Origin of the sequence: Corynebacterium meridianum, from assembly GCF_016342265.1 — a bacterium.
GTDB classification, from domain to species: Bacteria; Actinomycetota; Actinomycetes; order Mycobacteriales; family Mycobacteriaceae; genus Corynebacterium; species Corynebacterium meridianum.
Genome location: NZ_JAEIOS010000009.1, coordinates 350,508 through 372,826 on the forward strand (window position 1 = coordinate 350,508; position 22,319 = coordinate 372,826).

The window sequence follows — 22,319 nt, forward strand, 5'->3', positions numbered from 1 at the left end:
CCATTCCGGGGCTGAAAAGGGTGACGGAGCGATGAATACACGGGAAGCGGACGAAGAATCCCCAGCGGAGGGAACAGAATATCTGACAGTCCCCCATTAGTGACATGATTCGTTGATTAACTGCAAGGGACCGTGATCCGCGTTTCATTTCCCTGTTGGAGCGACCTTGCAATGAACATCCACCGCCATTCCAGCCTCTCCGCACTCACCGTCGGCACGCTGGCTCTCAGCGGCCTGGCGGTACCCACCGCCGGCGCGGAAGAGGTGACACCAGTCACCGTCAACATCCTCGCCACCAGTGACTTCCACGGCCGCATCTCCGTCGTTCACGGCCGTGACGGTTCCCTTGTCGACCCGGGCGCCGCCGCACTGGCCTGCTTCATCGACGCCGAACGGGACCGCAACCCCGACACGAACTTCGTCGCCGCCGGCGACCTCATCAGCGGCTCCCCCTTCGTCTCCTCGATCCTCCGCGACAAGCCGACCCTCGACGCGTTCAACGCGATGGGCCTCGATGTCTCCGCACTCGGCAACCACGAATTCGACAACGGCTTCGGGGATGTCAGCGCCCGGGTCTCGTTCGACGGCACCGGGCAGGCGAAGTTCCCCTACATCGCCGCCAACATCAGCGGTGCAGATCCCGCACCGGCCCCGAGCTACATCGTCACCACCGCGTCCGGGGTCCGGATCGCCTACGTCGGTGGAGTGACCGCGGAGGCCCCCTCCATCGTCAATCCCGACGGAGTCGTCGGCCTGCAGTTCAGCGAGCCCGTGGCCGCCATGAATGCCGAGGCCGAGAGGATCGCCGCGGCGGATGAGGCCGACGTGATCATCGGGCTCGTCCACGAGAGGGTGCACGTGAACTCCGGCTTCAGCGACGCCTTCGACGCCGTCGTCGCGGGACACACCCACAAGGAGACCCTCGAAACCGGCCCCGAGCGCGCGGGCCGCCAGCCCCTCGTCGTCTCCAGCCCGGCGAATACGGGCGCCTGCTCTCCGACATCGACATCGTCATCGATCCCACGACCGGCGAGGTCACCTCCGTCACCGCATCGAACCACACCGCCACCGACATCTGGGCGGAGTGCGGCGAAACCCCCGACGCCGAGGTGCAGTCGATCGTCACCTCCGCCGAGGAGGCGGCCGCCGAGGAGGGGCAGCGTGTCGTCGCCACCGTACCGGAGCCCTTCCTGCGCGGACGGGATTCCGCCGACGGTGACACCGGCGGCAACCGGGGCGTGGAGTCCTCACTGAACAGCCTCCTCGCCGACGTGGCACTCGACTCCATCAACGCGAAAACGGCGTTGAAGGCCGACATCGGCGTCATGAATGCCGGCGGTGTCCGGGCGGACCTCGCGGCCGGCGAGGTGACCTTCGCCGACGCGTACCAGGTCCAGCCCTTCGGGAACCCGATCGGCACCGTCGACATGACCGGAGCGCAGTTCATCGAGCTGCTGGAGCAGCAGTGGAAGCCCGGCCAGTCCCGCGCCCGTCTCGCCCTGGGTCTTTCCTCGAACGTCACCTACATCTACGATCCCGCCGGTGAACAGGGATCCCGGATCACCCGGGTCCTGGTCAACGGCACCCCGATCGATCCCGCGGCCACCTACCGCGTCGCCGGCAACCGCTTCCTGCTCAACGAGGGCGACAGCTTCACCGCCTTCGGTACCCAGACCGGATCGAACACCTTCACCGACACCGGTCTGATGGACGTCGATCTGTTCATCAGCTATCTCGCGGCCAACCCGAACATCGCCCCCCGTGACCAGCAGACCTCCGTCGGCGTCCACCTGGACGGAACCGCGGAGGACGGTTCCGTGGCAGCGGGCTCCGCGATCACCGTCAACCTGTCCTCGCTCTCCTACACCGGTGGGGAGCCCGTCCCGAAGAACGTCACCGTCACCCTGGGTGACGAGAAGGTGACCGTCCCGGTCGACAACACCATCGTCGCCGGCAACGACGAGACCGGCCGGGCGACCGCGACCCTGACCGCCCCGACCGGAGCCGATGCACTCATCCTCCACATCGAGACCGATTCCGGCACCGTCGCGGAACTGCCGCTCACCGTCACGGGCGGTGCCACCGGGGAACCGGAGCCCGCAACCCCCGGCAGCTCGTCGGTCCTGAGCTCGGACATCCAGAAGGCGGCCAGTCCCCTCGGTAACTTCGCGTACATCCTCGGCGGGGGCTCGCGGCCCTCATCGCGATGTTCGTCGCATGGTTGAGCATCCGGTAGCGGGGTAGACGGTCATGACACGACGACTCTCACTCCCGGCCACCGCACTCGTCACGGTCGGTGCCTCCCTGTTCGCCGGGGCCCTCCCCGCCACCGCGACGCCCGCGGGAGACAAAATCGTCATCAGCCAGGTGTTCGGCGGTGGCGGAAACAAGGGTGCCGGTACTCACCTCCGACTTCATCGAGCTGTACAACCCGACCGATTCCCCCGTCAGTGTCGACGGGTGGACCCTGCAGTACCTCTCCGCGAAAAACACGGCGGCGAACCCCGGACAGATCAGTGAGCTGACGGGAACGATCGCGCCGCACTCGCACCTGCTGGTCCGCGGGGCCCGGGGAGCCGGTGGCACCGTGGACTTCACGGCGGACATCGACGCTCCACAGCTCACACTGGGTGGCAGGGCCGGTACAGTGGTCCTGGCCACCGACGCAACGCCGTTCGACGCCGCAGCCACCGGCGGATCCGCCGTGGACATTCTCGGCTACGGCGGCGCAGCGGTCTCCGAGGGGACCCCTGCGCGGTCCCTGGACAACACGCTGGCGGCCGTCCGCGGTGACGACGGGGCGGACACCGACGACAACGCCGCCGATTTCACCGCCGCCGCCCCCTCCCCGAGATACTCGGGCGGCCCGGCCGTGGGGGCCACGGTCCCAGACCCCGAACCGGAGCCCGAGGCACCCGCCCCCGCAGGACCCCGGGAGGTGACGATCACGGAGATCCAGGGCACGGGTGACGTCTCCCCACTCGTCGATGAGGAGGTGCGCACCACCGGAATCATCACCGCCACCTGGCCGGACGGCGGACTGGGCGGTTTCGCGCTGCAGACCGGCGGCACCGGCCGACTCCACGGCGCGGATGCGGCGTCCACGGGTGTCTTCATCTACACCGGCCGGGGTTCCGAGCCCTCCCCCGATCTCATCGGCAGCTGCGTGGCCGTCACCGGAAAGGTGTCGGAGTTCCACGGACAGACACAGATCGCGGGGCGATTCGTTCCGGTCGATGCGGCGACCACGTCCGACTGCGCGGAACCGGTCACGCCGATCACCGACACGGTCCCCGAGGACCCCGCCCTGCGGGAGGCCCACGAGGGCATGCTGTTCCAGCCGGCGGGTGTGCACACGGTGACCGAGAACTACAACCTCAACAGGTACGGCAGTTTCGGCGTCGTCGCGGGTGAGACCCCGCTGTTCCAGGCAACTGACGTGGTAGAGCCCGGCGCGACCGCTGTCGCGTACGAACGGGACAACGCGCGTCGACCGCTCACGATCGACGACGGCAGTTCCCGGGATTTCCTCCGCAACAGTGAGGCCCGCGACGTGCCCCTGCCGTATCTCAGCGCCGACGGGGAAACCCGCCCCCTGCGCGCCGGGGATCACGTGACCTTCTCCCGGCCGATGGTGCTGGGCTACTCCTTCGGGGCCTGGACCCTGCAGCCGACCACGCCCGTCGACGGCACGACCCGGGCCGACGCACTGCCGGTCTCGTGGACCTCCGGCCGGGACGCCGAACGCGGTAGCCCGGATTCCGTCGGCGGCGACACGAGCCTGGCGAGCTTCAACGTCCTCAACTTCTTCACCGATCTCGGCCGCGACGAACCGGGGTGTGCTCCGGTCACGGACCGTGTCGGCACACCCGTGACCGGTGACCGGTGCACGGTCCGGGGGGGCGCCTACACACCGGAGGCGCTGGCGGACCAGCGGGCGAAGATCGTCTCGGCGATCAACACACTCGACGCCGACGTTCTCGGCCTGGAGGAGATCGAGGACAGTTCCCGGTTCGGACACGACCGTGACGCCACACTCAATCACCTGGTCGACGCGCTGAACGCGGCGGGCGGGAACTGGGCCGCGGTTCCTTCTCCGACGACTGTTCCGGATGGGCCGGGCACCGGTGACGTGATCCGCACCGCCTTCATCTACGACCCGGCGCGTGTCCGCCCGGTCGGTGAGTCCCGGATTCTCACCGACGACGCCTTCACCGGCATCGCCCGGGAACCCCTGGCCCAGGAGTTCGCGCCGGTGGGCGGCGGCACACACGTCGTGGCGGTGGTCAACCACTTCAAGTCGAAGGGTTCCGTCGCCCGCGGTGACGCGGACACCGGCGACGGTCAGGGCAACAACGCCAGGTTGCGCGCCGCGCAGTCCCTGGCGCTGGTGTCCTGGCTCGCGGGTCAGAAGGACTGGGGTGACCTCCCGCAGTTCATCATCGGGGACCTGAACTCCTATTCTCGCGAGGACGCGGTACGGGTCATCGAGGACGCCGGATTTACCAACGTCGGCCGGCACTTCGACGCCGGGACGAGCTACCAGTACGGGGGCCGCCTGGGGTCCCTCGACCATGTCCTGGCCAACCAGCGGGGCATGGCCGTGACCACGGGCGCCGATGTGTGGGACATCAACGCCGACGAATCCACCGCGTTCGAGTACTCGAGGCGGAACTTCAACGCGGTAGACCTCTTCTCGGCCGACCCGTTCCGGGCCTCCGACCACGATCCGATCAAGGTCGGACTCTCCCTCGGTGGCGGCACACCCGGCGACGTGGATCCCGGACCGGGGGTTCCCGAACCCGGAACGCCGGACGGATCAACGGCAGCGGCGGTGGTGGCGGGATTCCTGGCGCTGCTCGGCCTCGGTGGCCTGATCGCGTGGCTCACCGGACTCCCCGCACTACAGGGACTGCTCCACCGCTGATCGCACGGTGGTTTTCACGGGGACGGCCCCCGCACATCCGGAAGGAATGGTGCGGGGGCCGTCCCGCGTTCCTGCGGCGCCGGTACAGGACTGAAACTTGCCGCCCATATACCCCGGGGGGTATATTTCGCGGTACCCGTACATCCACCACCGACACCACCAGGAGCACACCATGAGACTCGTCATCGTCGGAGGTGTCGCAGGCGGAATGAGCTGCGCCGCCCGCGCCCGCCGCCTGGACGAATCCGCCGAGATCATCGTGTTCGAACGCGGCCCCCACCCGTCCTTCGCCAACTGCGGACTCCCCTACTACGTGGGCGGGGAGATCACCGACCCGGGCGCACTGCTCGTCCAGACCCCGGAGTCACTGCGCGCGGCACTCGACATCGACGTCCGCGTCCACCACGATGTCGTCGGCCTCGACGCCGCGACCCGCACCCTCTCCGTCGACACGCCCGACGGGAGCATCCGGATCTCCTACGACGCACTGGTGCTCGCCCCCGGTGCGAAACCCTTCCTCCCGCCCGTTCCGGGACTCGACTCCCCCAGGGTCTCCACGCTGCGTACCGTGGATGACGCGACGGCACTGCGGGACCGGGTGACCTCGGGCGACCGGAACGCGGTCGTCCTCGGCGCCGGTTTCATCGGGGTCGAGGCCGCCGAGGCGCTCGCGCTGGCGGGGCTCCGGGTGGACCTGGTGGAACTCGCCGACCACATCCTCCCTCCCGTGGAGCGGGAGATCGCCGGCCCGGTGACCGCGGAACTCGAACGCACCGGCGTCACCGTCCGGACGGGGGTCGCCGCGGAGCGGATCGAAACCGGGGATGACGCGGACACCGTGGTCCTCTCCGACGGCACCTGGCTGCGCGCCGACCTGATCGTCCTGTCGGTCGGCGTGCGTCCCGACACCGCCGTGTTCGGGGAAGCCGGGGTTGCCTGCGAGCGCGGGGCGATCATCGTCGACGAACACGGACGCACCAACCTGGACGACGTGTGGGCCGTCGGTGACGCCGTCGCCGACACCGATCCCGTCACCGGGGCCCGACGCCCGGTGGCCCTCGCCGGTCCAGCGAACCGCGCGGGCAGGCTGGTCGCAGACGACATCCTCCGGTCGGGTTCATCCCGGCCGACGCCGCAGCCCCTGGGCACCGCCATCGTGCGGGTAGGCGAGGCGACCGTCGCGATGACCGGCGCCAACCGTTCGGCGCTCGAGGCGGCCGGGATACCGTACTTCACGGTGCACCTGCACCCCCTGCAGCACGCCGGCTACTTCCCGGGAGCGACGCAGGTCCATCTCCTCGCGCACGTCCACGCCGAGGACGGCACCCTCCTCGGTGCGCAGGCACACGGGGCGGACGGCGTCGACAAGCGGATCGACGTCCTCGCCACCGCACTGCGCGCCCGCATGACCGCCGCCGACCTCATCGACCTCGATCTCGCGTACTCCCCGCCATACGGCGCGGCCAAGGACCCCGTGAACATGCTCGGCATGATCGCCGCGAACGTCACCGACGGCACGGTACGGCTCTGGTACCCGCAGGATCTGCCCGACGTGCGGCGCGACTGCCTGATCCTCGACGTCCGCGGCGCGGCCGAGGTCGATGCCGTGCGGATCCCCGGGGCGCTGAACATCGCCCACACCGAACTACGCGACCGCATCGACGAGGTCCGGGGCGCCGCGGACGGAAGGCCCGTGCGGATCCTGTGCGCCTCCGGCGTGCGCTCCTATCTCGCGTACCGACTCCTGACGCAGCACGGCTTCGACGACACGGCCACGCTCTCGGGAGGGATGCTCACCCTCGAAGCATGGCTGGGGCACCGTGCGGACACCGTCCTCGAACACGGGCGGAACTGACCCGCACGGACGCCACGACCACCGGACACCATCACGACGAAGGGGAAACACCATGACCGAATTCCAGCCCGAGGACAAGAAACGCATACTCAACCGGCTACGCCGCGCCCGCGGACAACTGAACGCAGTCATTGAGGCGGCCGAATCCGGCGCGCCCTGCCGGGACGTCGTCACCCAGCTGGCGGCCCTGAGTTCCGCACTGGACCGCGCCGGCTACGCCATCATCTCCGGGGCGATGAAGGGCTGCATCCGGGACGAGGACTCCCGGGAGGACGGCGATCTCACCCCCGAGGAGCTGGAGAAGCTGTTCCTCATGCTCGCCTGAGTCGCACCGCCCGACAACCACCACCCCACGACAAACCAACCCCACACGGAGGAAACAATGTGCCGAGCAGTCACCTGCCGCAAATGCGGAAAAACCACCTGGGCCGGATGCGGCCAACACGTCGACCAGGTCATGCGCAATGTCCCGGAATCGGAGCGGTGTCCGGGGCACGCCGATGAACCCGCGACCGGATTCCTCTCCCGGTTGTTCGGACGCCACTGACGTCCGCCCCCCGGGAGCGTCCCGCGTCACTACACTCGGCGGTGTTCGGACCACCACGAGACCCAGCCGCCCGGCTCCCGGGACGGTGACGGAAGGATGATTGCGCAATGACCGAGAACACCACGAACTCCGGGCGATCCGCCGTCCGCCTCGACGTGAAGCTCACCGGGGAGACAGCGGACGCCATCCCCGTGGTCCTCATCGGATCCCTCGGCTCCGACCGTTCGATGTGGGAGGAGCAGATCGGACCACTGTCGGAGAAGTGGCCGTTGATTGCCGTCGATCTGCGCGGCCACGGCGCCTCCCCGGTGCCGGACGGACCCTACTCGATGCCGGCTCTCGCGGCGGACGTGCTCGCGACCCTCGACGACCTGAGAGTCCGGCGCGCCCACGTCGTGGGCCTCTCCCTCGGCGGCGCGATCGCCCAGCAGATCGCGCTCGACGCACCCGAGCGGGTGACCAGCCTGACCCTGGTGTCGACCGCGGCGAAGTTCGGCGAGGAGCAGACGTGGCGGGACAAGGCCGCCACCGTGCGTTCGGAGGGAACGAAGGCCCTGGCGGACACCGTCGCGCACAACTGGTTCACCCCGACGTTCGGTGAGGCCGGGGCGTTCGCGGAGTACGAGGCCATGGTGTCGGCCTGCCCGGACGAGGGCTATGCGGCGTGCTGCGAGGCACTCGCCGAGTTCGATTCCCGCCCCCGGCTGGGTGAGATCAGCGCCCCGACGCTGGTGATCTCCGCCGCCGACGACCCCTCCACTCCGCCGGACGTGGTGCGCGTCCTCGCCGACGGGATCCCCGGTGCCCGTCTCGAGTCCGTGAGCCCGGCCGCCCACCTCGTCAACGTGGAGCAGGCGGCCGTGGTCAACCAGCTGCTCGCCGACCACTTCACCGCCGCGGTCTGATCCCGGCCGACCAAGAACCGGACGCGAAACCGCCCGCCCACCGGGTGCAAACGGTGGGCGGGCGGTTTTTCCGTGTCACGGGTCGGATCGGTCATCCGGCCCGGATGCGGGAGGGATCAGAGCATCTTCCACTCTTCGAGGCCCTCGTACAGCGGGTAGGACTCGGCGAGCTTCGCGGTGCGGGCACGCAGCGCGTCGACGTCGGCGTTCTTTCCGTTCGCCAGGGCGGTGCCGATGATGTCGGCGACCTCGGTGAACGCGGCGTCATCGAAGCCACGGGTGGCCAGCGCCGGGGTGCCGATGCGCAGGCCGGAGGTGACCATCGGCGGGCGCGGGTCGAAGGGCACGGCGTTGCGGTTGACGGTGATGCCGACCTGGTGCAGCAGGTCCTCGGCCTCCTGGCCGTTGAGCTCACTGTTGCGGAGATCCGCGAGCACGAGATGGACGTCGGTGCCGCCGGTGAGGACGTCGACGCCGGCGGCGGCGCAGTCGGAGCCGGCGAGGCGCTCAGCGAGGATGCGGGCACCGTCGAGGGTGCGCTGCTGGCGGGCTGCGAACTCCTCGGAGCCGGCGATCTTCATGGCGACGGCCTTCGCGGCGACGACGTGCATGAGCGGTCCGCCCTGCTGTCCGGGGAATACGGAGGAGTTGAGCTTCTTGGCCCACTCCTGCTTCGCCAGGATCATGCCGGAACGGGGACCACCGAGGGTCTTGTGGACGGTGGTGGAGACGACGTCGGCGTGCGGGACCGGGGAGGGGTGCACGCCACCGGCGACGAGACCCGCGAAGTGGGCCATGTCGACCCAGAGCTTCGCGCCGACCTCATCGGCGATGGACCGGAACGCGGCGAAGTCCTGGTGTCGCGGGTAGGCGGACCAGCCGGCGATGAGGACCTGCGGCTTCTCCTTGATGGCCTGCTCGCGGACGCGGTCCATGTCGAGGCGGAACGTGTCCTCCTCGACGCCGTAGGCGGCGACCTCGTAGAGCTTGCCGGAGAAGTTGAGCTTCATGCCGTGGGTGAGGTGGCCACCGTGTGCCAGTGAGAGGCCCATGATCTTGTCGCCGGGATTGGCCAGTGCCATGAGGACCGCGGCGTTCGCCTGCGCTCCGGAGTGCGGCTGGACGTTCGCGAACTCTGCACCGAAGACCTCCTTGGCCCGGTCGCGGGCGAGTTCCTCGACGACGTCGACGTGCTCACAGCCGCCGTAGTACCGGCGCCCGGGGTAGCCTTCCGCATACTTGTTCGTCAGGACGGAGCCCTGTGCCTGCAGGACACCGCGCGGGACGAAGTTCTCGGATGCGATCATCTCGAGGGTGTCCCGCTGACGTGCGAGTTCGTCGCGGAGAACCTGCTCGACGGCGGGGTCGAGTTCGGCCAGCGGCAGCCATCGTGAGTCGGTGTTCGGGGTGGAGCTGGATTCGGTCATGTGTGCCCGGTTTCCCTTCGTGTCAGCACCTCCCGGGACAAGACCACGCCCCGGGATATTCAAATGCCCCGTAAGTCTATCCCCCGAGGACGTGATTGTGGGTCGGGAGGTCCGTCCACGGGCGCACCCGGCCCCTGTGTCCGGGGGGCGGGGCCGTGTTGTGCACAATGGACCCATGGCACGCCCACGGGAGATCAGCCCGTACCTGGACTTCGACCGGACCGAGTGGCGGCATCTGCGTAAGTCGATGCCGCAGGTCCTGACGGCGGACGAGGTGGTCCAGCTACGCGGTATCGGTGAGAACATCGACCTCGACGAGGTCGCCGACGTCTACCTGCCGTTGTCCCGTCTCATTCATCTCCGGGTGAAGGCGCGGAAGAAACTGATCAGCACCACCTCAACCTTCGTCGACAAGCCGGTTGAGCACGTACCTTTCATCATCGGTGTCGCGGGTTCCGTCGCGGTGGGCAAATCGACGACGGCACGCCTGCTGCAGGTGCTGCTCCAGCGGTGGGAGTCCCATCCGCGGGTCGATCTGGTGACGACGGACGGTTTCCTCTACCCCACCGCCGAGCTGAAGCGCCGTGGGCTCACATCCCGGAAGGGCTTCCCGGAGAGCTACGATCAGCGGGCACTGATGCGCTTCGTCACCGACGTGAAGTCGGGCAGCCCGGTGTGCCGGGCCCCGGTGTACTCGCACGAACTCTACGACCGGGTTCCCGACGAGGTGATCGAGGTCCGTCAACCGGACATCCTCATCCTGGAGGGACTGAACGTCCTGCAGACGGGGCCGACCCTCATGGTCAGCGATCTGTTCGACTTCTCCGTCTACGTCGACGCACACAGCGATGACATCGAGGAATGGTTCATCCACCGGTTCATGGCGCTGCGCGCGACGTCCTTCAGCAAGCCTGGTTCGCATTTCGCGCACTTCGCCGATCTCGACGACGAGGAGTCGCGCCGGGTGGCCCGGGAAATCTGGCAGTCGGTGAATCTGCCGAATCTGGTGGAGAACATCCTCCCCACGCGGGTCCGCGCCTCACTGGTACTGGTGAAGGGCCGTGACCATCTCGTGCAGCGGGTCCGGATGCGCAAGATCTAGGTCCCCACGGAGCGGGGCAACCTCCGGGAACGTTCAGGCCCGGTTGCGGTGCACCCACTGTTCCACGGGCCCGAGCTCAGCGTCATCGACACGGTCGATGTCACGCCCGTACTGACGGACGATCTCCTCCTCGTTCTCGTTGCGGTTGGACTTGCGGCGGAGCATCTGGTTCAACGACCACAGTGCCCCCCTGTGAATCCTGTTGAGCTGCGAGTGCATGAGCCTGCCCGGCAGGTAGAAACGGGTGACGTTCCCCGCGTTGTCGCCGAGTGCCTTGGCGGCCACATCCTGTTCGCGGACCCAGGAGCTCACGCTCATGCCGACGACAGCCAGTGCGGTCGGGCGGCCGCCGAGGTCATTGCCCCGCAGCCATTTGGCCCCGCTGATCTGATTGGCGTAGTTCGGGGAGAACACCACGACTGGCCCGGTTCCCGGGAGCTCACCGACGGAGGAGGGGGCGTCACCGAGGGCGATCGGGGTCACCCCGAGGCGTTCCGCGAAACTTCGGGCGTAGTGCTCGGTGGAGCCGTAGGTGGAATCGAAGATGACGGTCAACTCGGGCGTGCTCATCGTTGGGTCCTCACAGAAAGCGGGTCATTTTCCGAAGCGTCTGCTCCGGAAGGCGTAGGAGCGGAGCGCCCGGAGGAAATCGATCCTACGGAACGCCGGCCAGTAGGTGTCGGTGAACCAGATCTCGGAGTAGGCGGCCTGCCACAGCAGGAATCCGGAGAGGCGCTGTTCGCCCGATGTCCGGATGACCAGATCGGGGTCGGGTTGCCCCGAGGTGTAGAGGTGGCGGGAGATCGAATCGACGCCGATCTCGCCGACGATCTGCTCCGGGGACAGTCCCTCGCCGGCTTTCTCCGCGACGAGATCCCGGACGGCGTCGACGATCTCCTGGCGGCCGCCGTAGCCGACCGCGACATTGACGGTCACCCCGGTGTGTTCCCCGGTTTTCCGGGTGGCGGCACGTAGCCGTTCGGCGAAGTCTTCCGGGAGCAGGTCGAGATGCCCGACGAGACGGACCCGGCAGTTGGTCTCCGGATCGGCGAGCTCGTCGACGACGTCGCCGATGATGTCGAACAGCAGCTGCAACTCATTTTCCGCGCGCCCGAGGTTCTCGGTCGACAGCAGGTAGACCGTGACGAGTTCGACGCCGGTCTCGTCGCACCAGCGGACCATCTCACCGATCTTCCGCGCACCGACGCGGTGCCCGTGGCTGACATCGGCGAAGCCCGCCTCGCGGGCCCAGCGCCGGTTCCCGTCGCACATGACCGCAACATGCTTCGGTCGCCGGCGTCCACGGATCTCGCGGCGCAGCCGGTTCTCATAGACCGGGTAGAGCAGTTGCGGGAGGAGTTTCACGGTACCGATTCTAGTCGCGGGCGTCCCGGGGAGGGGCACGGGGTGGAGGATGCGGGGACTTCCACAGCGAACTCCACGATTCCGGGGTGGATCCTCAGAACCAGAGTCGTTTCGGCGTCTTCAGTCCCTCATCAGCCATCGCCTTGTCGATGGCCTCCTGATCGAAGGGGTCGATACCGTGCGCCTCGGCGAACTCCCTCCGCCGGGCCATGCTGCGGACGCGCCGACTGAGCGCCCAGCCGATGTAGAGCACGATCGCCCCGAGGAGCACGAGCACGAACAACCCCACCGGGGAGGCCTTGCCGAACTCCGGGCCGAGCGGGCCGGACCTCTCCGCCTGCGCGAGAATGACACCGGCGACGCCCTGGATGTCCATCTAGTTCTCCTCTGTCCCGATACCCGCAAACAGGTCCGTCTCCGGCAGGGTGGTCTGCACCCTGGTCCGCGCGAGCTCGAATTCTTCCGTTGGCCACAGCTTACGCTGCACCTCAACCGGGGTCGCGAAGAACATACCCGCCGGGTCGATCTGCGTGGCGTGCGCCCGGAGGGCGTCGTCCCGGCGGTCGAAGTAGTCGGCACACGGCACCTGGGTGGTCACCCGGGCCATGATGTCCGCGCGGTCGCTGTTCCAGCGCTCTAGCATCGGACCGAACGGACTGGGCCGCCCCGCGGCGACGAGTTCGTCGTGGAACAGCTTCATCCGCTGCCGGATGAACCCGTGGGTGTAGTACAGCTTCAGCGGGGTGTGCGGCTCCCCCAGCTCCGAGTGGTAGCCCGGGTCCCCGGCCGCGTCCCAGGCGACCATCGACACCTCGTGGACCTTCAGGTGATCGGGGTGCGGGTAGCCACCGTTCTCGTCGTAGGTGACGATGACCTGCGGGCGGAAGTCCCGGATGACCCGGACGAGGTCCCGCACCACGCGGTCGGTGTCCGCGAGCGCGAAACACCCGTCGGGAAGCGGCGGTAGCGGATCCCCCTCGGGCAGTCCGGAATCGACGTACCCGAGCCAGACGTGACGGCACCCGAGGGCACTGGCCGCCGCAGCCATCTCGTCCTTCCGGATCTGGTCCATGTTATCCAGGACACCGGGGCGATTCATCGCCGGGTTGAGGATCGAGCCGCGTTCACCGCCGGTGCAGGTGACGACCATGGTCTCGGCGCCCTCGGCGGAGTAGCGCGCGAGCGTTGCGGCACCTTTGCTCGCTTCGTCATCCGGGTGCGCGTGGATGGCCAGTAGGCGGTGCTGACTCACAGTCTTGTCGTCCTTCTTTCGCGGCTGGTTGCGGTGCGCGGCCAGGCTCCTGCCCGACGGCGGCGTTGTCCCGGAACCATCCTAGACAACCCCCGGACCGCACCGCACCGCCGCCCCGACGCACGTCTATCATGGAATCCGTGCACCCCGACGGGCTGCACCGGAGCCGGTCACGACCGGCGCCGGACACACGGACAGATAAGGAAGGCCGCCACCGTGGAGAAGCCGTCCCCCCGCCAAAAACTCCCGTCCGACCGCTACGCGGTGACCGCCGACGGCAGCCGCGGCAATCTGTCCGGCCGGATCATCGCGGTCGGCTCGGTACTCTTTCTCATCGCCGCCATCGTGGTCACCGTCCAGTACTTCCAGAAGACGGCTGCCGCGACCGTAAGCGCGACCACCTCGGGTTTCGAACGCGCCGAGGACGACTCGACCCTTCGGATGTTCGTGGACGTCACCCGGAAGAACACCGACACCGAGAGCTACTGCATCGTCCAGGCGCTGGACTACGACAAGATCGAGGTCGGACGCCGCGAGTTCCTCATTCCCCCGGGCGGAGATTCCACGGAGCGCTACACCGTGGAGATCCCCACACGCGGTCTCCCGGTCGCGGGGAAGGTGTACGGCTGCCACGAGAAGGTACCCGCCTATCTCACGGAGGCCGAGCCCCGCTGAACCGGGTTCCCGGGGCGTCCCGTGTGTTAGAATCCATCGCGAAACAGCCCTGACGACACACGTGTGTCCGGCGTTGTTCCCCGAACAGTGGCTCCCGTTTCACCGGGTGGTCACTGTAGGCACCACAGTCACGCCCCGTGGACCGCACCCGGACGCTTCCGCGTCCTACGTCGTGCGGGCACCCGGGGCACTGTCAGCTGTCCGGGAACATCCCGTGCCGATGACACAGGTACCGATGACTCCATCGGCGCAGGGCGATCGGACGGTGTGCACCCGCCATCATCCGATCACGACGACGAAGACTGGGAAGGCACCGACACCATGGCTGACATTCAGAAGCAGTACATCACCCCGGAAACCAAGAAGAAGCTCGAGGCGGAGCTCAACGAGCTCATCGCCCACCGGCCAGTGGTCGCTGCGGAGATCAACGAGCGCCGCGAGGAGGGTGACCTCAAGGAGAACGCCGGCTACGACGCCGCCCGCGAGATGCAGGTCGAGGAAGAGGCCCGCATCCAGCAGATCTCCCAGATCCTGGCCAACTCCACCACCGAGCGCGCGGCCGTCGAGGAGGGCGTCGCACACGTCGGTTCCGTCGTGCACGTCTACTACGACGGCGACGAGTCCCAGAAGGAGACCTTCCTGATCGGCACCCGCGCGGCCGCGAGCGACAACAAGGATCTGGAGACCTACTCCGAGCAGGCTCCCCTGGGCAAGGCGGTCCTCGGCGCCCGCGAGGGCGAGACCCGCGAGTACACCGCCCCGAACGGTCGCGTCATCAGCGTCACCGTCGTCTCCGCCGAGCCGTACAACTCCGAGAAGTACGCGACCCTGCGTTCCCAGAGCCAGTAGAACCAGCCCCCACAAGAAAGGCCCGGAAACGATCATGACCACCCGCACCCGCACCCTGGCGGCCGTCGCCGCCGCCACCCTGGCCCTCGCAGCGTGTTCGCCGCCCAACCAGGTTCCGACCGAGGAGCGCGTCGTCACCGCGACGGAGCTGTCCTCGCCCGCCAGCATCGAGATGGACGAGACCTCGGCCATGCCCACCACCAGCGCGCAGCACGGTGAGTCCGCGTCGCACGGCTCCACCACCACCGCCACCACGACGAGCAGCGCCGCGGATCCCGAGACGCTTCCCGGCGTGATCAACTGCGTCAGCGCCCCCTCCCAGCGCCCTACCACACTGAACCTCGCGTGCTCCGGCAACGACGACCGTCTCGTCGACATCGTCTGGCTCACGTGGACCGAGGAACAGGCCACCGGCACCGCGACCCGTATCACGAACACGTGTGAACCGACCTGCGTCGACGGCACGGAAGAGACGACCCCCGACGTCGAGGTCGTCCTGAGCCTGCCGCGCAACACCCCACAGGGCCCGTCCTTCACCCAGATCACCGTCGACGGGGAGACGATCGCCCTCTAGGGCGGAGCCTCCCCCCTCCGACCCAACCCGGCAACCGGTTCCAGATTTCACCGGTCGCCGGGTTTCTCTTTTCCGCCCACCGGTGGCCCGCCGGAGCATGGACCACACGGAGATGACCCGCAGAGTCCCTTCCGCTCCCCCACACACGAAAGAAACCCGGTAGCCTCCCGCTGTCGCGGGGGCTACCGGGTTTCCCGGTCTGCCTGCTTGTCCGGGTGAGATACCCGGTCAGCGGTTGTTGAAGTAGCTCAGCAGACGCAGGATCTCGGTGTAGAGCCAGACCAGGGTTACCGCGAGGCCGAGGGCGACGCCCCAGGCCATGTTCGCGGGGGCACCGGCACGGACGAGCTTGTCCGCGGAGTCGAAGTCGACGAGGAAACTCATGGCGGCGAGGACGATGCACACCAGAGAGAAGATGATCGCGATCGGACCACCGTCACGCAGGACGTTGAAGGAGGTGAACATCGACATCAGCATGTTGCCGACGATGAGGATGAGGACACCGACCATGCAGCCGACCAGAATGCGCGTGAACTTCGGGGTGACCTTCACGGCACCGGACTTGTAGACGTACAGCATGCCGAGGAACACACCCACGGTGCCGAGCACCGCCTGGCCGATCATCGCCCCGGCGTTGGCGCCGCCGACGAGGACACCGGAGAACATCAGGGAGATCCCGCCGACGAACAGGCCCTCGAAGGCCGCGTAGGTCAGGGCGATCGGGGCGGAGCCGTACTTTCTGCCGAACGAGAAGATCAGGACGGTGACGAGGCCACCGATCGCGCCGACAATGGTGAGCAGCATGGCGAGGCCCGGATTGATCATCGTTCCGATGAGAAAGTTGACCACCGCGACCGCGACGATGATACCCAGCATGATGCCGGTCTTCGTGACGATGTCGTCCACCGTGATCGGGCGCTGGGCATCGGGGGAGCCACCCTGCTGGGCGAGGTACGGGTCCTGGTAACCGGCCTGCGGGTAGCCCGTCTGGTAGGGGTTCGGCTGGGGCTGATTCCGATTGCCCGTCAGTGAACTGAGAACAGGGTTGCTACTACGCACGTCGTCCCTGGTCCTTTCTGTTGTCCTGGATTTGTCGTGAAGACGTTTACATTCCGTATAACGCTTCCTCCGACGTGAAAGTTCCCGGATGCGCACAACAAACAGATAAAGCCGGGGAACCGACCGACGGGCCGACCCCGGCTTCACTGTGAATCGCGAACCGCTGCCCTACCCGGCGATCGATCCGCCGGCGATTTCGACGAACTGCTCGTTCTGGAAGTCCCGCGGCGAGATGCCGTGCATCCCCTTGAAAGCCCGGGAGAAGGCGGCCGTGGACCGGTACCCGACCGTCCGGGACACGTCCTTCGGGCGCAGGCCCGCACGCAGCAGCTTCCGTGCCTCATCCATCTTCTGCGTGAAGGTGAACACCGATGGCGCGGAGGCGGTGTCGGCCCGGGTGACCACTCCGAGAGCACTGCGGTAGCAGTCCACGACGTCCGCGAGCTCCGGGGTCGCGTCCAGATCCGTGTCCGCGCTCATGGGCAGGGCGATCGATCCGGCGGCGATGTCGAGGCGGGTGTTTGTCCCGGCGGGAATCGTCGCACTGTCCCCGTTTCCGAGGAAACGGCAGTAGCCCGGGGTGGTCAATGTCGCGGTTCCGCGGTAGACCCACAGGACCACGTCTGATCCGGTGGAACGGTGCCAGGTACTCGACGAGGGGATCTCCGGAGGAGTCCCCGCCGGAGCCATTCCGACGGAACCGGGGGTGTAGGCGGACGGTGTGCAGCCGGTGTGACGACGGAAGGCGCGGGTCAGTGACGAGGTGGCGGCGAAGCCAACGAGATTGGCGACGACCGCAACGGAGAAATCTCGAGCGAGGAGTTCCGCGGCCGAGGACACTCGGTAGGCGGTGCGCCACTCGGAGAACGTAAGACCGGTGGAGGCGAGGAACTGCCGCTGCAGCGTCCGGGCGGAAACCCGGTACTGCTCGGCGAAGTCCTCGAGAGAGGTCTGGTCACCGGGGTTGACGCGCAGCCGCTCGGCCACGGCGTTCGCCTCGTCGGCCTCCGGCGCGGGCGGCGGGGCCGCGGGATCATCGAAGAGCCTCGCGATCTCCGGGGAGAGGGTTCGGGCGCCCCGCAGGTAGCCCAATGACCGGGAGAACTCGTAGACCATGAAGTCACCCCATTCCACGCCGAGATGGACGCGGCGGGACGTCCCGGAGATGCCCAGATTCGGGAAGACGATCGGGATGACCAGACCATCGCCGGACACCGTGGACGGCCCTGCGGCGAAACAGAGTTCACCGGCGGGGAGTTCACACTTCCAGGTGCCGACCCTGATCGTCGCGGAACCCGAATGGCACCACAGGAGAGCCGGATGGGGGTAGGAGACAACCATGTCGTACCTCAATCATCTTTAGGCGACGCTAACCTAAACGATAGTAACGGTAAGGCAACACTAAGACACTAGCAGCCCGGACGAAAATCCTTGTCAATTGCCTGTAGTGCAACCATTCGGTGAGGTCAAGGCATCCTTCTTTCGACTACCCCCAATTGTTCATCCACCCCCATCATGGGGTGCCGTGCGAAAAGTCACAGGCCAGGGGGCAGAGGAACTGCAGCACCGCCGACTTCCGGAATGATTCTGCGGCACCGTCCGCAATCGCTGAACCGCCGTCGAAATGTGCCCGCTCGCGCACGTTCGCGACGACCCCCTCCGGCCCACCGTCGAAGCTCCATCGTCAAATGGAGAAGGCTCGCCCTCGGAGACGGAGCCCCGTCGACAATTCCCTCCCAGCTCATGCACTGGCATCAACTTGGATGGGTGGCGCCGGTTGGCTGAGTTTCATGGTCGGCGGCCTGTTCGTCGCAGGAGACCGCTGGCGGTGGACCGGTCTGTGAGCCATGCCATGGAACCGGTCGTGTGCCGGCCCGAATGCGACTCTCCGGAATCTCACCCGTCAGTCAGACACGCTCGCGGGATGGGCGCAATCGGTGTCGGGAAACCCTCGGCCGGTGACTCCCGCAGGCCCTGAGTTCCCCGGGGAGCCTCGGAGGATGCACCCGTTACGGCCCATCTCCACGGCCGCCGCCGGGTCAGATGGGCGCAACCTCATGCTGGTGCCCCCAGTGGGACTCGAACCCACACTGCGCGGATTTTAAGTCCGCTGCCTCTGCCAATTGGGCTATAGGGGCGTGCCGGCACAGTTTAACGCACCGGCCCCCGAGCGTCCCTATCCCTGGTCCAGCTCGTCGGCGAGGCCTGCGATGATGCCGTCGAGGATGTCCTTCTCGGAGACGACCATGGAATCGACCCCCGTGGCGTCGCGGGCGAGATCGATGATCCCCTGGACGACGACGGAACCGCCGCCGAGGACGTCCGCACGCCCGGGGTGGATGACCGGATTGGTGGCGCGCTGTTCAGAGGTCTCGGCGATGAGGTGGTCGGTGAGCACCTTGAGTGCGTCGAAGCGGAGCACGGAACCGTGGATCGCGCTGGCGTCGTAGCTCTCCAGTCCCAGGGCGAGTGCGGAGAGCGTCGTGAATGTTCCCGCGCAGCCGACGAAGGTGCGTGCCTTATCAACTGGGACGATGGTGCGGACCTGATCGAGGCGTTCCGCGACGTACTCGCGGGCGATCTCGATCTCGGTGTCGGTGGCGGGGTTCGAGCGCATGATCCGTTCGGTGACCCGGACGCAGCCCATCTGGGCGGAGTGGCTGCCGAGGATACCGTCGTCGACGGTGCCTACGACAAACTCCGTGGATCCTCCGCCGAGGTCGATCACACAGAACGGGCCGGTCTCCGGGGGCAGGTCGGCGACCGCGCCGCGGAAGCTCAGTGCGGCCTCTTCCTCGCCGGTGATGACCTCGGCGACCGCCCCGGGTTTGATCCGGCCGAGGAGCTGGCGGGTCATCCGGAAGAAGTCCTCGCGGTTGTGGGCGTCGCGGGTGGCGGAGGTGGCGACCATGCGGACATCGGCGACGCGTTCAATCTCCATGATCTCGACGTAGCGTTCGAGGGCCGCGCGGGTTCGTTCGAGGGCCGCGGGTGACAGTTCACCGTTCGCGTCGACGCCTTCCCCGAGCCGGACGATCTCCATGGCCCGGTGGATCTCCCGGGTCTGCCCTCCGCCGACCTCACAGATCAGAAGCCGGAGGGAGTTGGTTCCGCAGTCGATCGCTGCGAGGCGGGTCATTTCCGGACCTCCGCGTGGGTGAAGTCGAACTGTTCGATGTCGATGCCGAGGTCGGCGCAGGTGGGCCAATCGGCGGGGATCGCGGTGCCGCGGAGGTCGGCGTGCTCGGCGGCCAGCGCGACAGCCTCGTCACCGAGCCGGAAATGGCCCGCGCCCTCGGCGAGGGCGTAGGCGATGAGGACGTGGAGGCACTTGACACGCTCGGGCATCCCGCCGCCGGAGAAGTCTGTGCCGAGGTCCTCGAGGGCGTTGCGCCGTTCGAGGTAGTGGCGGTGTGCCGCGTCGTAGTCGGCGGCGAGCGTCAGGTCGTCTTTGAGGCGGTCGCTCATCCACTTCATGACGTGCGCGACCTCGAGGCGCGATGCCTCGGCGGTGAGGCGGGGGTCGGTGAGGTAGTAGAGCGTCGGGAACGGGGTCCCGTCCGGTAGGCGCGGCGCGGTGGTGACGACACCGGGTTCCCCGTCCGGGCAGCGGTAGGCGATGTCGATGACTCCGCGGGGTTCGCGACCGAGTTGTTCGGTCACCCGGGCGATGTCGGCGTCGTTGACTGTCATGTGTGTTCTCCTTGTCGCCCCGGGCTGCGGGGTGGTCAGATTCTGTCAGTCGGCGGGCGCGGGGGCGGGCGGTTCCTCCGGTGGTGCGGGGACTGCGGTCGGCAGGTTGCCCTTCCGGCTCTCGTCCACCGGATCCGTCTCCGGGGCGGTACCCGGGAGAGCCAGCTCGGTGTCGCGGCTCGCGACGGAGTTCCACAGCACGTCCCACCAGGGGTCGCTCACCGCCTGCGTGGCGTCCTCCCCGCCGACGGTGGTCGCGGTCGAGGTGGTGATCTCCGGGTCAATGATGCGGAAAGGGGTCTCCCCCGGTTCGATCACGCCGAGTCGCTGCCGGGCCTGTTCCCGGATGTACGCCTCGGAACGGTACTTCTCTATCTCGTCGACGAGGGCGTCGCGGCGCTCGGTACGCTCAGCGATGGATGCGCTGAGCCGGGCGATTTCCGCCCGCTGCTGGAAGTAGTTGCGCACGGGGACCGCGATCATCACCAGCACGAGGATGAGGACGAGGATCAGTATCCCGACCTGGAGGGCACTGAACCTCCCGCGGGTTCCGGGCGCACGCGACGGCCTCGCCGCCCTCCCGGGTCGCTGTTCTGATGTTCTGCGGTTGGTGACGGGTACCCGTTTCCGCCGCAGGTGCGCTTGATTCACCATTGTCCGTCGATCCTACCGCGCCGGCGTGCGGCTGTGCGAGCACCGGGACACGAACGGGCCCGGACGCCCCCTGTTACGGGGATGTCCGGGCCCGGGCCCGTGTTTCCTACCGGGTGTTACTTGGCGAAACGCGGGAATGCGGAGCGGCCGGCGTAGCGTGCGGCCGGGCCGAGCAGCTCCTCGATACGGAGCAGCTGGTTGTACTTGGCGACACGCTCGGAGCGGGCCGGGGCACCGGTCTTGATCTGACCACAGGACAGTGCGACGGCGAGATCGGCGATGGTGGTGTCCTCGGTCTCACCGGAACGGTGGCTCATCATGCAGCGGTAGCCGTTGCGGTGGGCCAGCTCGACGGCGTCGAAGGTCTCGGTGAGGGTACCGATCTGGTTGACCTTGACCAGCAGTGCGTTGGCGACGTCGTTGTCGATGCCCTGCTGGAGGCGCTCCGGGTTGGTGACGAAGAGGTCGTCGCCGACGATCTGGACCTTGTCGCCGATTTCGGCGGTCAGGGCCTTCCAGCCCTCCCAGTCGTCCTCGTTCAGCGGGTCCTCGATGGAGACGATCGGGTACTTGGCGACGAGCTCGGCGTAGACCTTGCTCATCTCCTCGGCGGTGCGCTCGCCACCCTCGAAGTGGTACTTGCCGTCCTTGTAGAACTCGGATGCGGCGACGTCGAGGGCGAGGGCGACGTCTTCGCCCGGGGTGAAGCCGGCCTTCTCGATGGCCTCGACGATGAGGTCGATGGCCTCGGCGGTGGAGCCGACGGAGGGGGCGAAGCCACCCTCGTCACCCAGACCGGTGGAGAGGCCCTTCTCCTTGATGACGCCCTTGAGGGTGTGGTAGACCTGCGCGCCCATGCGCAGTGCCTCGGCGAAGCTGGAGGCACCGACGGGGGCGATCATGAACTCCTGGCAGTCGACGCCGGAGTCCGCGTGGGCCCCACCGTTGACGATGTTCATCATCGGGACGGGAAGCAGGTGGGCGTTGGGGCCACCGACGTAGCGGAAGAGCGGCAGGCCGGCGGAGTCGGCTGCGGCGTGGGCGACAGCCATGGAAACGCCGAGGATGGCGTTCGCGCCGAGCTTGGACTTGTTGGGGGTTCCGTCGGTGTCGATCATGACCTGATCGATCTCGCGCTGATCGTCGGCTTCCATGCCCGCCAGTTCGTCGACGATGGTCTCGTTGACGGCCTCGACGGCCTTGAGCACGCCCTTGCCCATGTAGCGGTCACCGCCGTCGCGCAGCTCGTGTGCCTCGTGGACGCCGGTGGAGGCGCCGGAGGGGACGGCCGCCTTCCCTGCGGAGCCGTCGGAGAGGACGACCTCACACTCGACGGTGGGGTTGCCGCGGGAATCCAGGATCTCGCGGGCGAATACGTGCATGATCTCAGCCACAGTGGCCTCCTATGCCTTTTGGATGATGCTTCGGTTGTCGT

21 protein-coding genes and 1 tRNA gene are annotated in these 22,319 nt (G+C 67.6%); 10 read left to right on the top strand and 12 right to left on the bottom strand.

Going from position 1 to position 22,319, the window contains the following annotated elements; genetic code table 11:
- The first annotated feature begins 171 nt into the window (after positions 1-171).
- The 6 genes from JDV75_RS11870 to pcaD all read left to right on the top strand — a co-directional run bounded on the left by JDV75_RS11870 (position 172) and on the right by pcaD (position 8,234).
- Positions 172-1,254: a bifunctional metallophosphatase/5'-nucleotidase gene (locus JDV75_RS11870; RefSeq protein ID WP_232958056.1), complete on the top strand. Its 1,083-nt coding sequence runs from the start codon at positions 172-174 to the stop codon at positions 1,252-1,254.
- 17 nt (positions 1,255-1,271) lie between these two features.
- Positions 1,272-2,225: a 5'-nucleotidase gene (locus JDV75_RS01585; RefSeq protein WP_336244274.1), complete on the top strand. Its 954-nt coding sequence runs from the start codon at positions 1,272-1,274 to the stop codon at positions 2,223-2,225.
- Positions 2,226-2,377: 152 nt separating this feature from the next.
- Positions 2,378-4,927 carry an ExeM/NucH family extracellular endonuclease gene (locus tag JDV75_RS01590; RefSeq protein WP_198737499.1) on the top strand — a complete coding sequence of 850 codons (2,550 nt, stop codon included), beginning with the start codon at positions 2,378-2,380 and terminating at the stop codon, positions 4,925-4,927.
- 172 nt (positions 4,928-5,099) lie between these two features.
- The gene (locus JDV75_RS01595) at positions 5,100-6,782 is read left to right on the top strand and encodes an FAD-dependent oxidoreductase (RefSeq protein ID WP_198737500.1); all 1,683 of its coding nucleotides are present in this window, start codon (positions 5,100-5,102) and stop codon (positions 6,780-6,782) included.
- Positions 6,783-6,834: 52 nt separating this feature from the next.
- Positions 6,835-7,107: a metal-sensitive transcriptional regulator gene (locus JDV75_RS01600; protein WP_198737501.1), complete on the top strand. Its 273-nt coding sequence runs from the start codon at positions 6,835-6,837 to the stop codon at positions 7,105-7,107.
- Between the two features lie 329 nt (positions 7,108-7,436).
- Positions 7,437-8,234, top strand: coding sequence for a 3-oxoadipate enol-lactonase (gene pcaD, locus JDV75_RS01605; protein ID WP_198737502.1), 798 nt, complete (start codon positions 7,437-7,439; stop codon positions 8,232-8,234).
- 116 nt (positions 8,235-8,350) lie between these two features.
- On the opposite strand, the gene glyA is transcribed toward pcaD, so the two are convergent.
- The gene (glyA, locus tag JDV75_RS01610; RefSeq protein WP_198737503.1) at positions 8,351-9,661 is read right to left on the bottom strand and encodes a serine hydroxymethyltransferase; all 1,311 of its coding nucleotides are present in this window, start codon (positions 9,659-9,661) and stop codon (positions 8,351-8,353) included.
- Between the two features lie 175 nt (positions 9,662-9,836).
- On the opposite strand from glyA, the gene coaA reads away from it, so the two are divergent.
- Positions 9,837-10,763 (top strand): type I pantothenate kinase, encoded by a 927-nt coding sequence (gene coaA, locus JDV75_RS01615; protein WP_198737504.1) that lies wholly within the window; start codon positions 9,837-9,839, stop codon positions 10,761-10,763.
- A 33-nt stretch (positions 10,764-10,796) separates the two neighbouring features.
- On the opposite strand, the gene JDV75_RS01620 is transcribed toward coaA, so the two are convergent.
- The 4 genes from JDV75_RS01620 to mca form a co-directional block, all read right to left on the bottom strand.
- Positions 10,797-11,333 carry a flavodoxin domain-containing protein gene (locus tag JDV75_RS01620; protein WP_198737505.1) on the bottom strand — a complete coding sequence of 179 codons (537 nt, stop codon included), beginning with the start codon at positions 11,331-11,333 and terminating at the stop codon, positions 10,797-10,799.
- 24 nt (positions 11,334-11,357) lie between these two features.
- Positions 11,358-12,128 (bottom strand): isoprenyl transferase, encoded by a 771-nt coding sequence (locus tag JDV75_RS01625; protein WP_198737506.1) that lies wholly within the window; start codon positions 12,126-12,128, stop codon positions 11,358-11,360.
- 94 nt (positions 12,129-12,222) lie between these two features.
- Complete coding sequence (locus JDV75_RS01630) at positions 12,223-12,504, bottom strand: hypothetical protein (RefSeq protein WP_198737507.1); 282 nt, start codon at positions 12,502-12,504, stop codon at positions 12,223-12,225.
- The gene (gene mca / locus JDV75_RS01635; protein ID WP_198737508.1) at positions 12,505-13,380 is read right to left on the bottom strand and encodes a mycothiol conjugate amidase Mca; all 876 of its coding nucleotides are present in this window, start codon (positions 13,378-13,380) and stop codon (positions 12,505-12,507) included.
- A gap of 216 nt (positions 13,381-13,596) precedes the next feature.
- Between mca and JDV75_RS01640 the strand changes: the two genes are divergently transcribed.
- The 3 genes from JDV75_RS01640 (at position 13,597) to JDV75_RS01650 (ending at position 15,478) form a co-directional block, all read left to right on the top strand.
- A complete protein-coding gene (locus JDV75_RS01640) occupies positions 13,597-14,055 on the top strand; it encodes a DUF4307 domain-containing protein (RefSeq protein ID WP_336244268.1) in 459 nt (152 codons plus the stop codon).
- A gap of 321 nt (positions 14,056-14,376) precedes the next feature.
- Positions 14,377-14,904 carry a transcription elongation factor GreA gene (gene greA, locus JDV75_RS01645; RefSeq protein WP_198735519.1) on the top strand — a complete coding sequence of 176 codons (528 nt, stop codon included), beginning with the start codon at positions 14,377-14,379 and terminating at the stop codon, positions 14,902-14,904.
- A gap of 34 nt (positions 14,905-14,938) precedes the next feature.
- Positions 14,939-15,478 carry a hypothetical protein gene (locus JDV75_RS01650; protein ID WP_198737509.1) on the top strand — a complete coding sequence of 180 codons (540 nt, stop codon included), beginning with the start codon at positions 14,939-14,941 and terminating at the stop codon, positions 15,476-15,478.
- A gap of 228 nt (positions 15,479-15,706) precedes the next feature.
- Here the strand turns inward: JDV75_RS01650 and JDV75_RS01655 are convergent, their stop codons facing one another.
- From JDV75_RS01655 to eno, 7 genes are all read right to left on the bottom strand, one after another.
- A complete protein-coding gene (locus tag JDV75_RS01655) occupies positions 15,707-16,537 on the bottom strand; it encodes a Bax inhibitor-1/YccA family membrane protein (protein ID WP_198737510.1) in 831 nt (276 codons plus the stop codon).
- A 168-nt stretch (positions 16,538-16,705) separates the two neighbouring features.
- The gene (locus JDV75_RS01660; protein ID WP_198737511.1) at positions 16,706-17,878 is read right to left on the bottom strand and encodes a helix-turn-helix domain-containing protein; all 1,173 of its coding nucleotides are present in this window, start codon (positions 17,876-17,878) and stop codon (positions 16,706-16,708) included.
- A 720-nt stretch (positions 17,879-18,598) separates the two neighbouring features.
- Positions 18,599-18,675 (bottom strand) — tRNA-Leu (locus JDV75_RS01665).
- A 38-nt stretch (positions 18,676-18,713) separates the two neighbouring features.
- Positions 18,714-19,676, bottom strand: a complete 963-nt coding sequence (locus tag JDV75_RS01670) for a Ppx/GppA phosphatase family protein (RefSeq protein WP_198737512.1) — start codon at positions 19,674-19,676, stop codon at positions 18,714-18,716.
- Positions 19,673-20,230 carry a DUF501 domain-containing protein gene (locus JDV75_RS01675; protein ID WP_198737513.1) on the bottom strand — a complete coding sequence of 186 codons (558 nt, stop codon included), beginning with the start codon at positions 20,228-20,230 and terminating at the stop codon, positions 19,673-19,675. Before JDV75_RS01675 ends, JDV75_RS01670 begins: the two co-directional genes overlap by 4 nt.
- Positions 20,231-20,275: 45 nt before the next feature.
- The gene (locus tag JDV75_RS01680) at positions 20,276-20,884 is read right to left on the bottom strand and encodes a septum formation initiator family protein (RefSeq protein WP_198737514.1); all 609 of its coding nucleotides are present in this window, start codon (positions 20,882-20,884) and stop codon (positions 20,276-20,278) included.
- A 116-nt stretch (positions 20,885-21,000) separates the two neighbouring features.
- Complete coding sequence (eno, locus tag JDV75_RS01685; protein ID WP_198737515.1) at positions 21,001-22,278, bottom strand: phosphopyruvate hydratase; 1,278 nt, start codon at positions 22,276-22,278, stop codon at positions 21,001-21,003.
- Between the last annotated feature and the right edge of the window lie 41 nt (positions 22,279-22,319).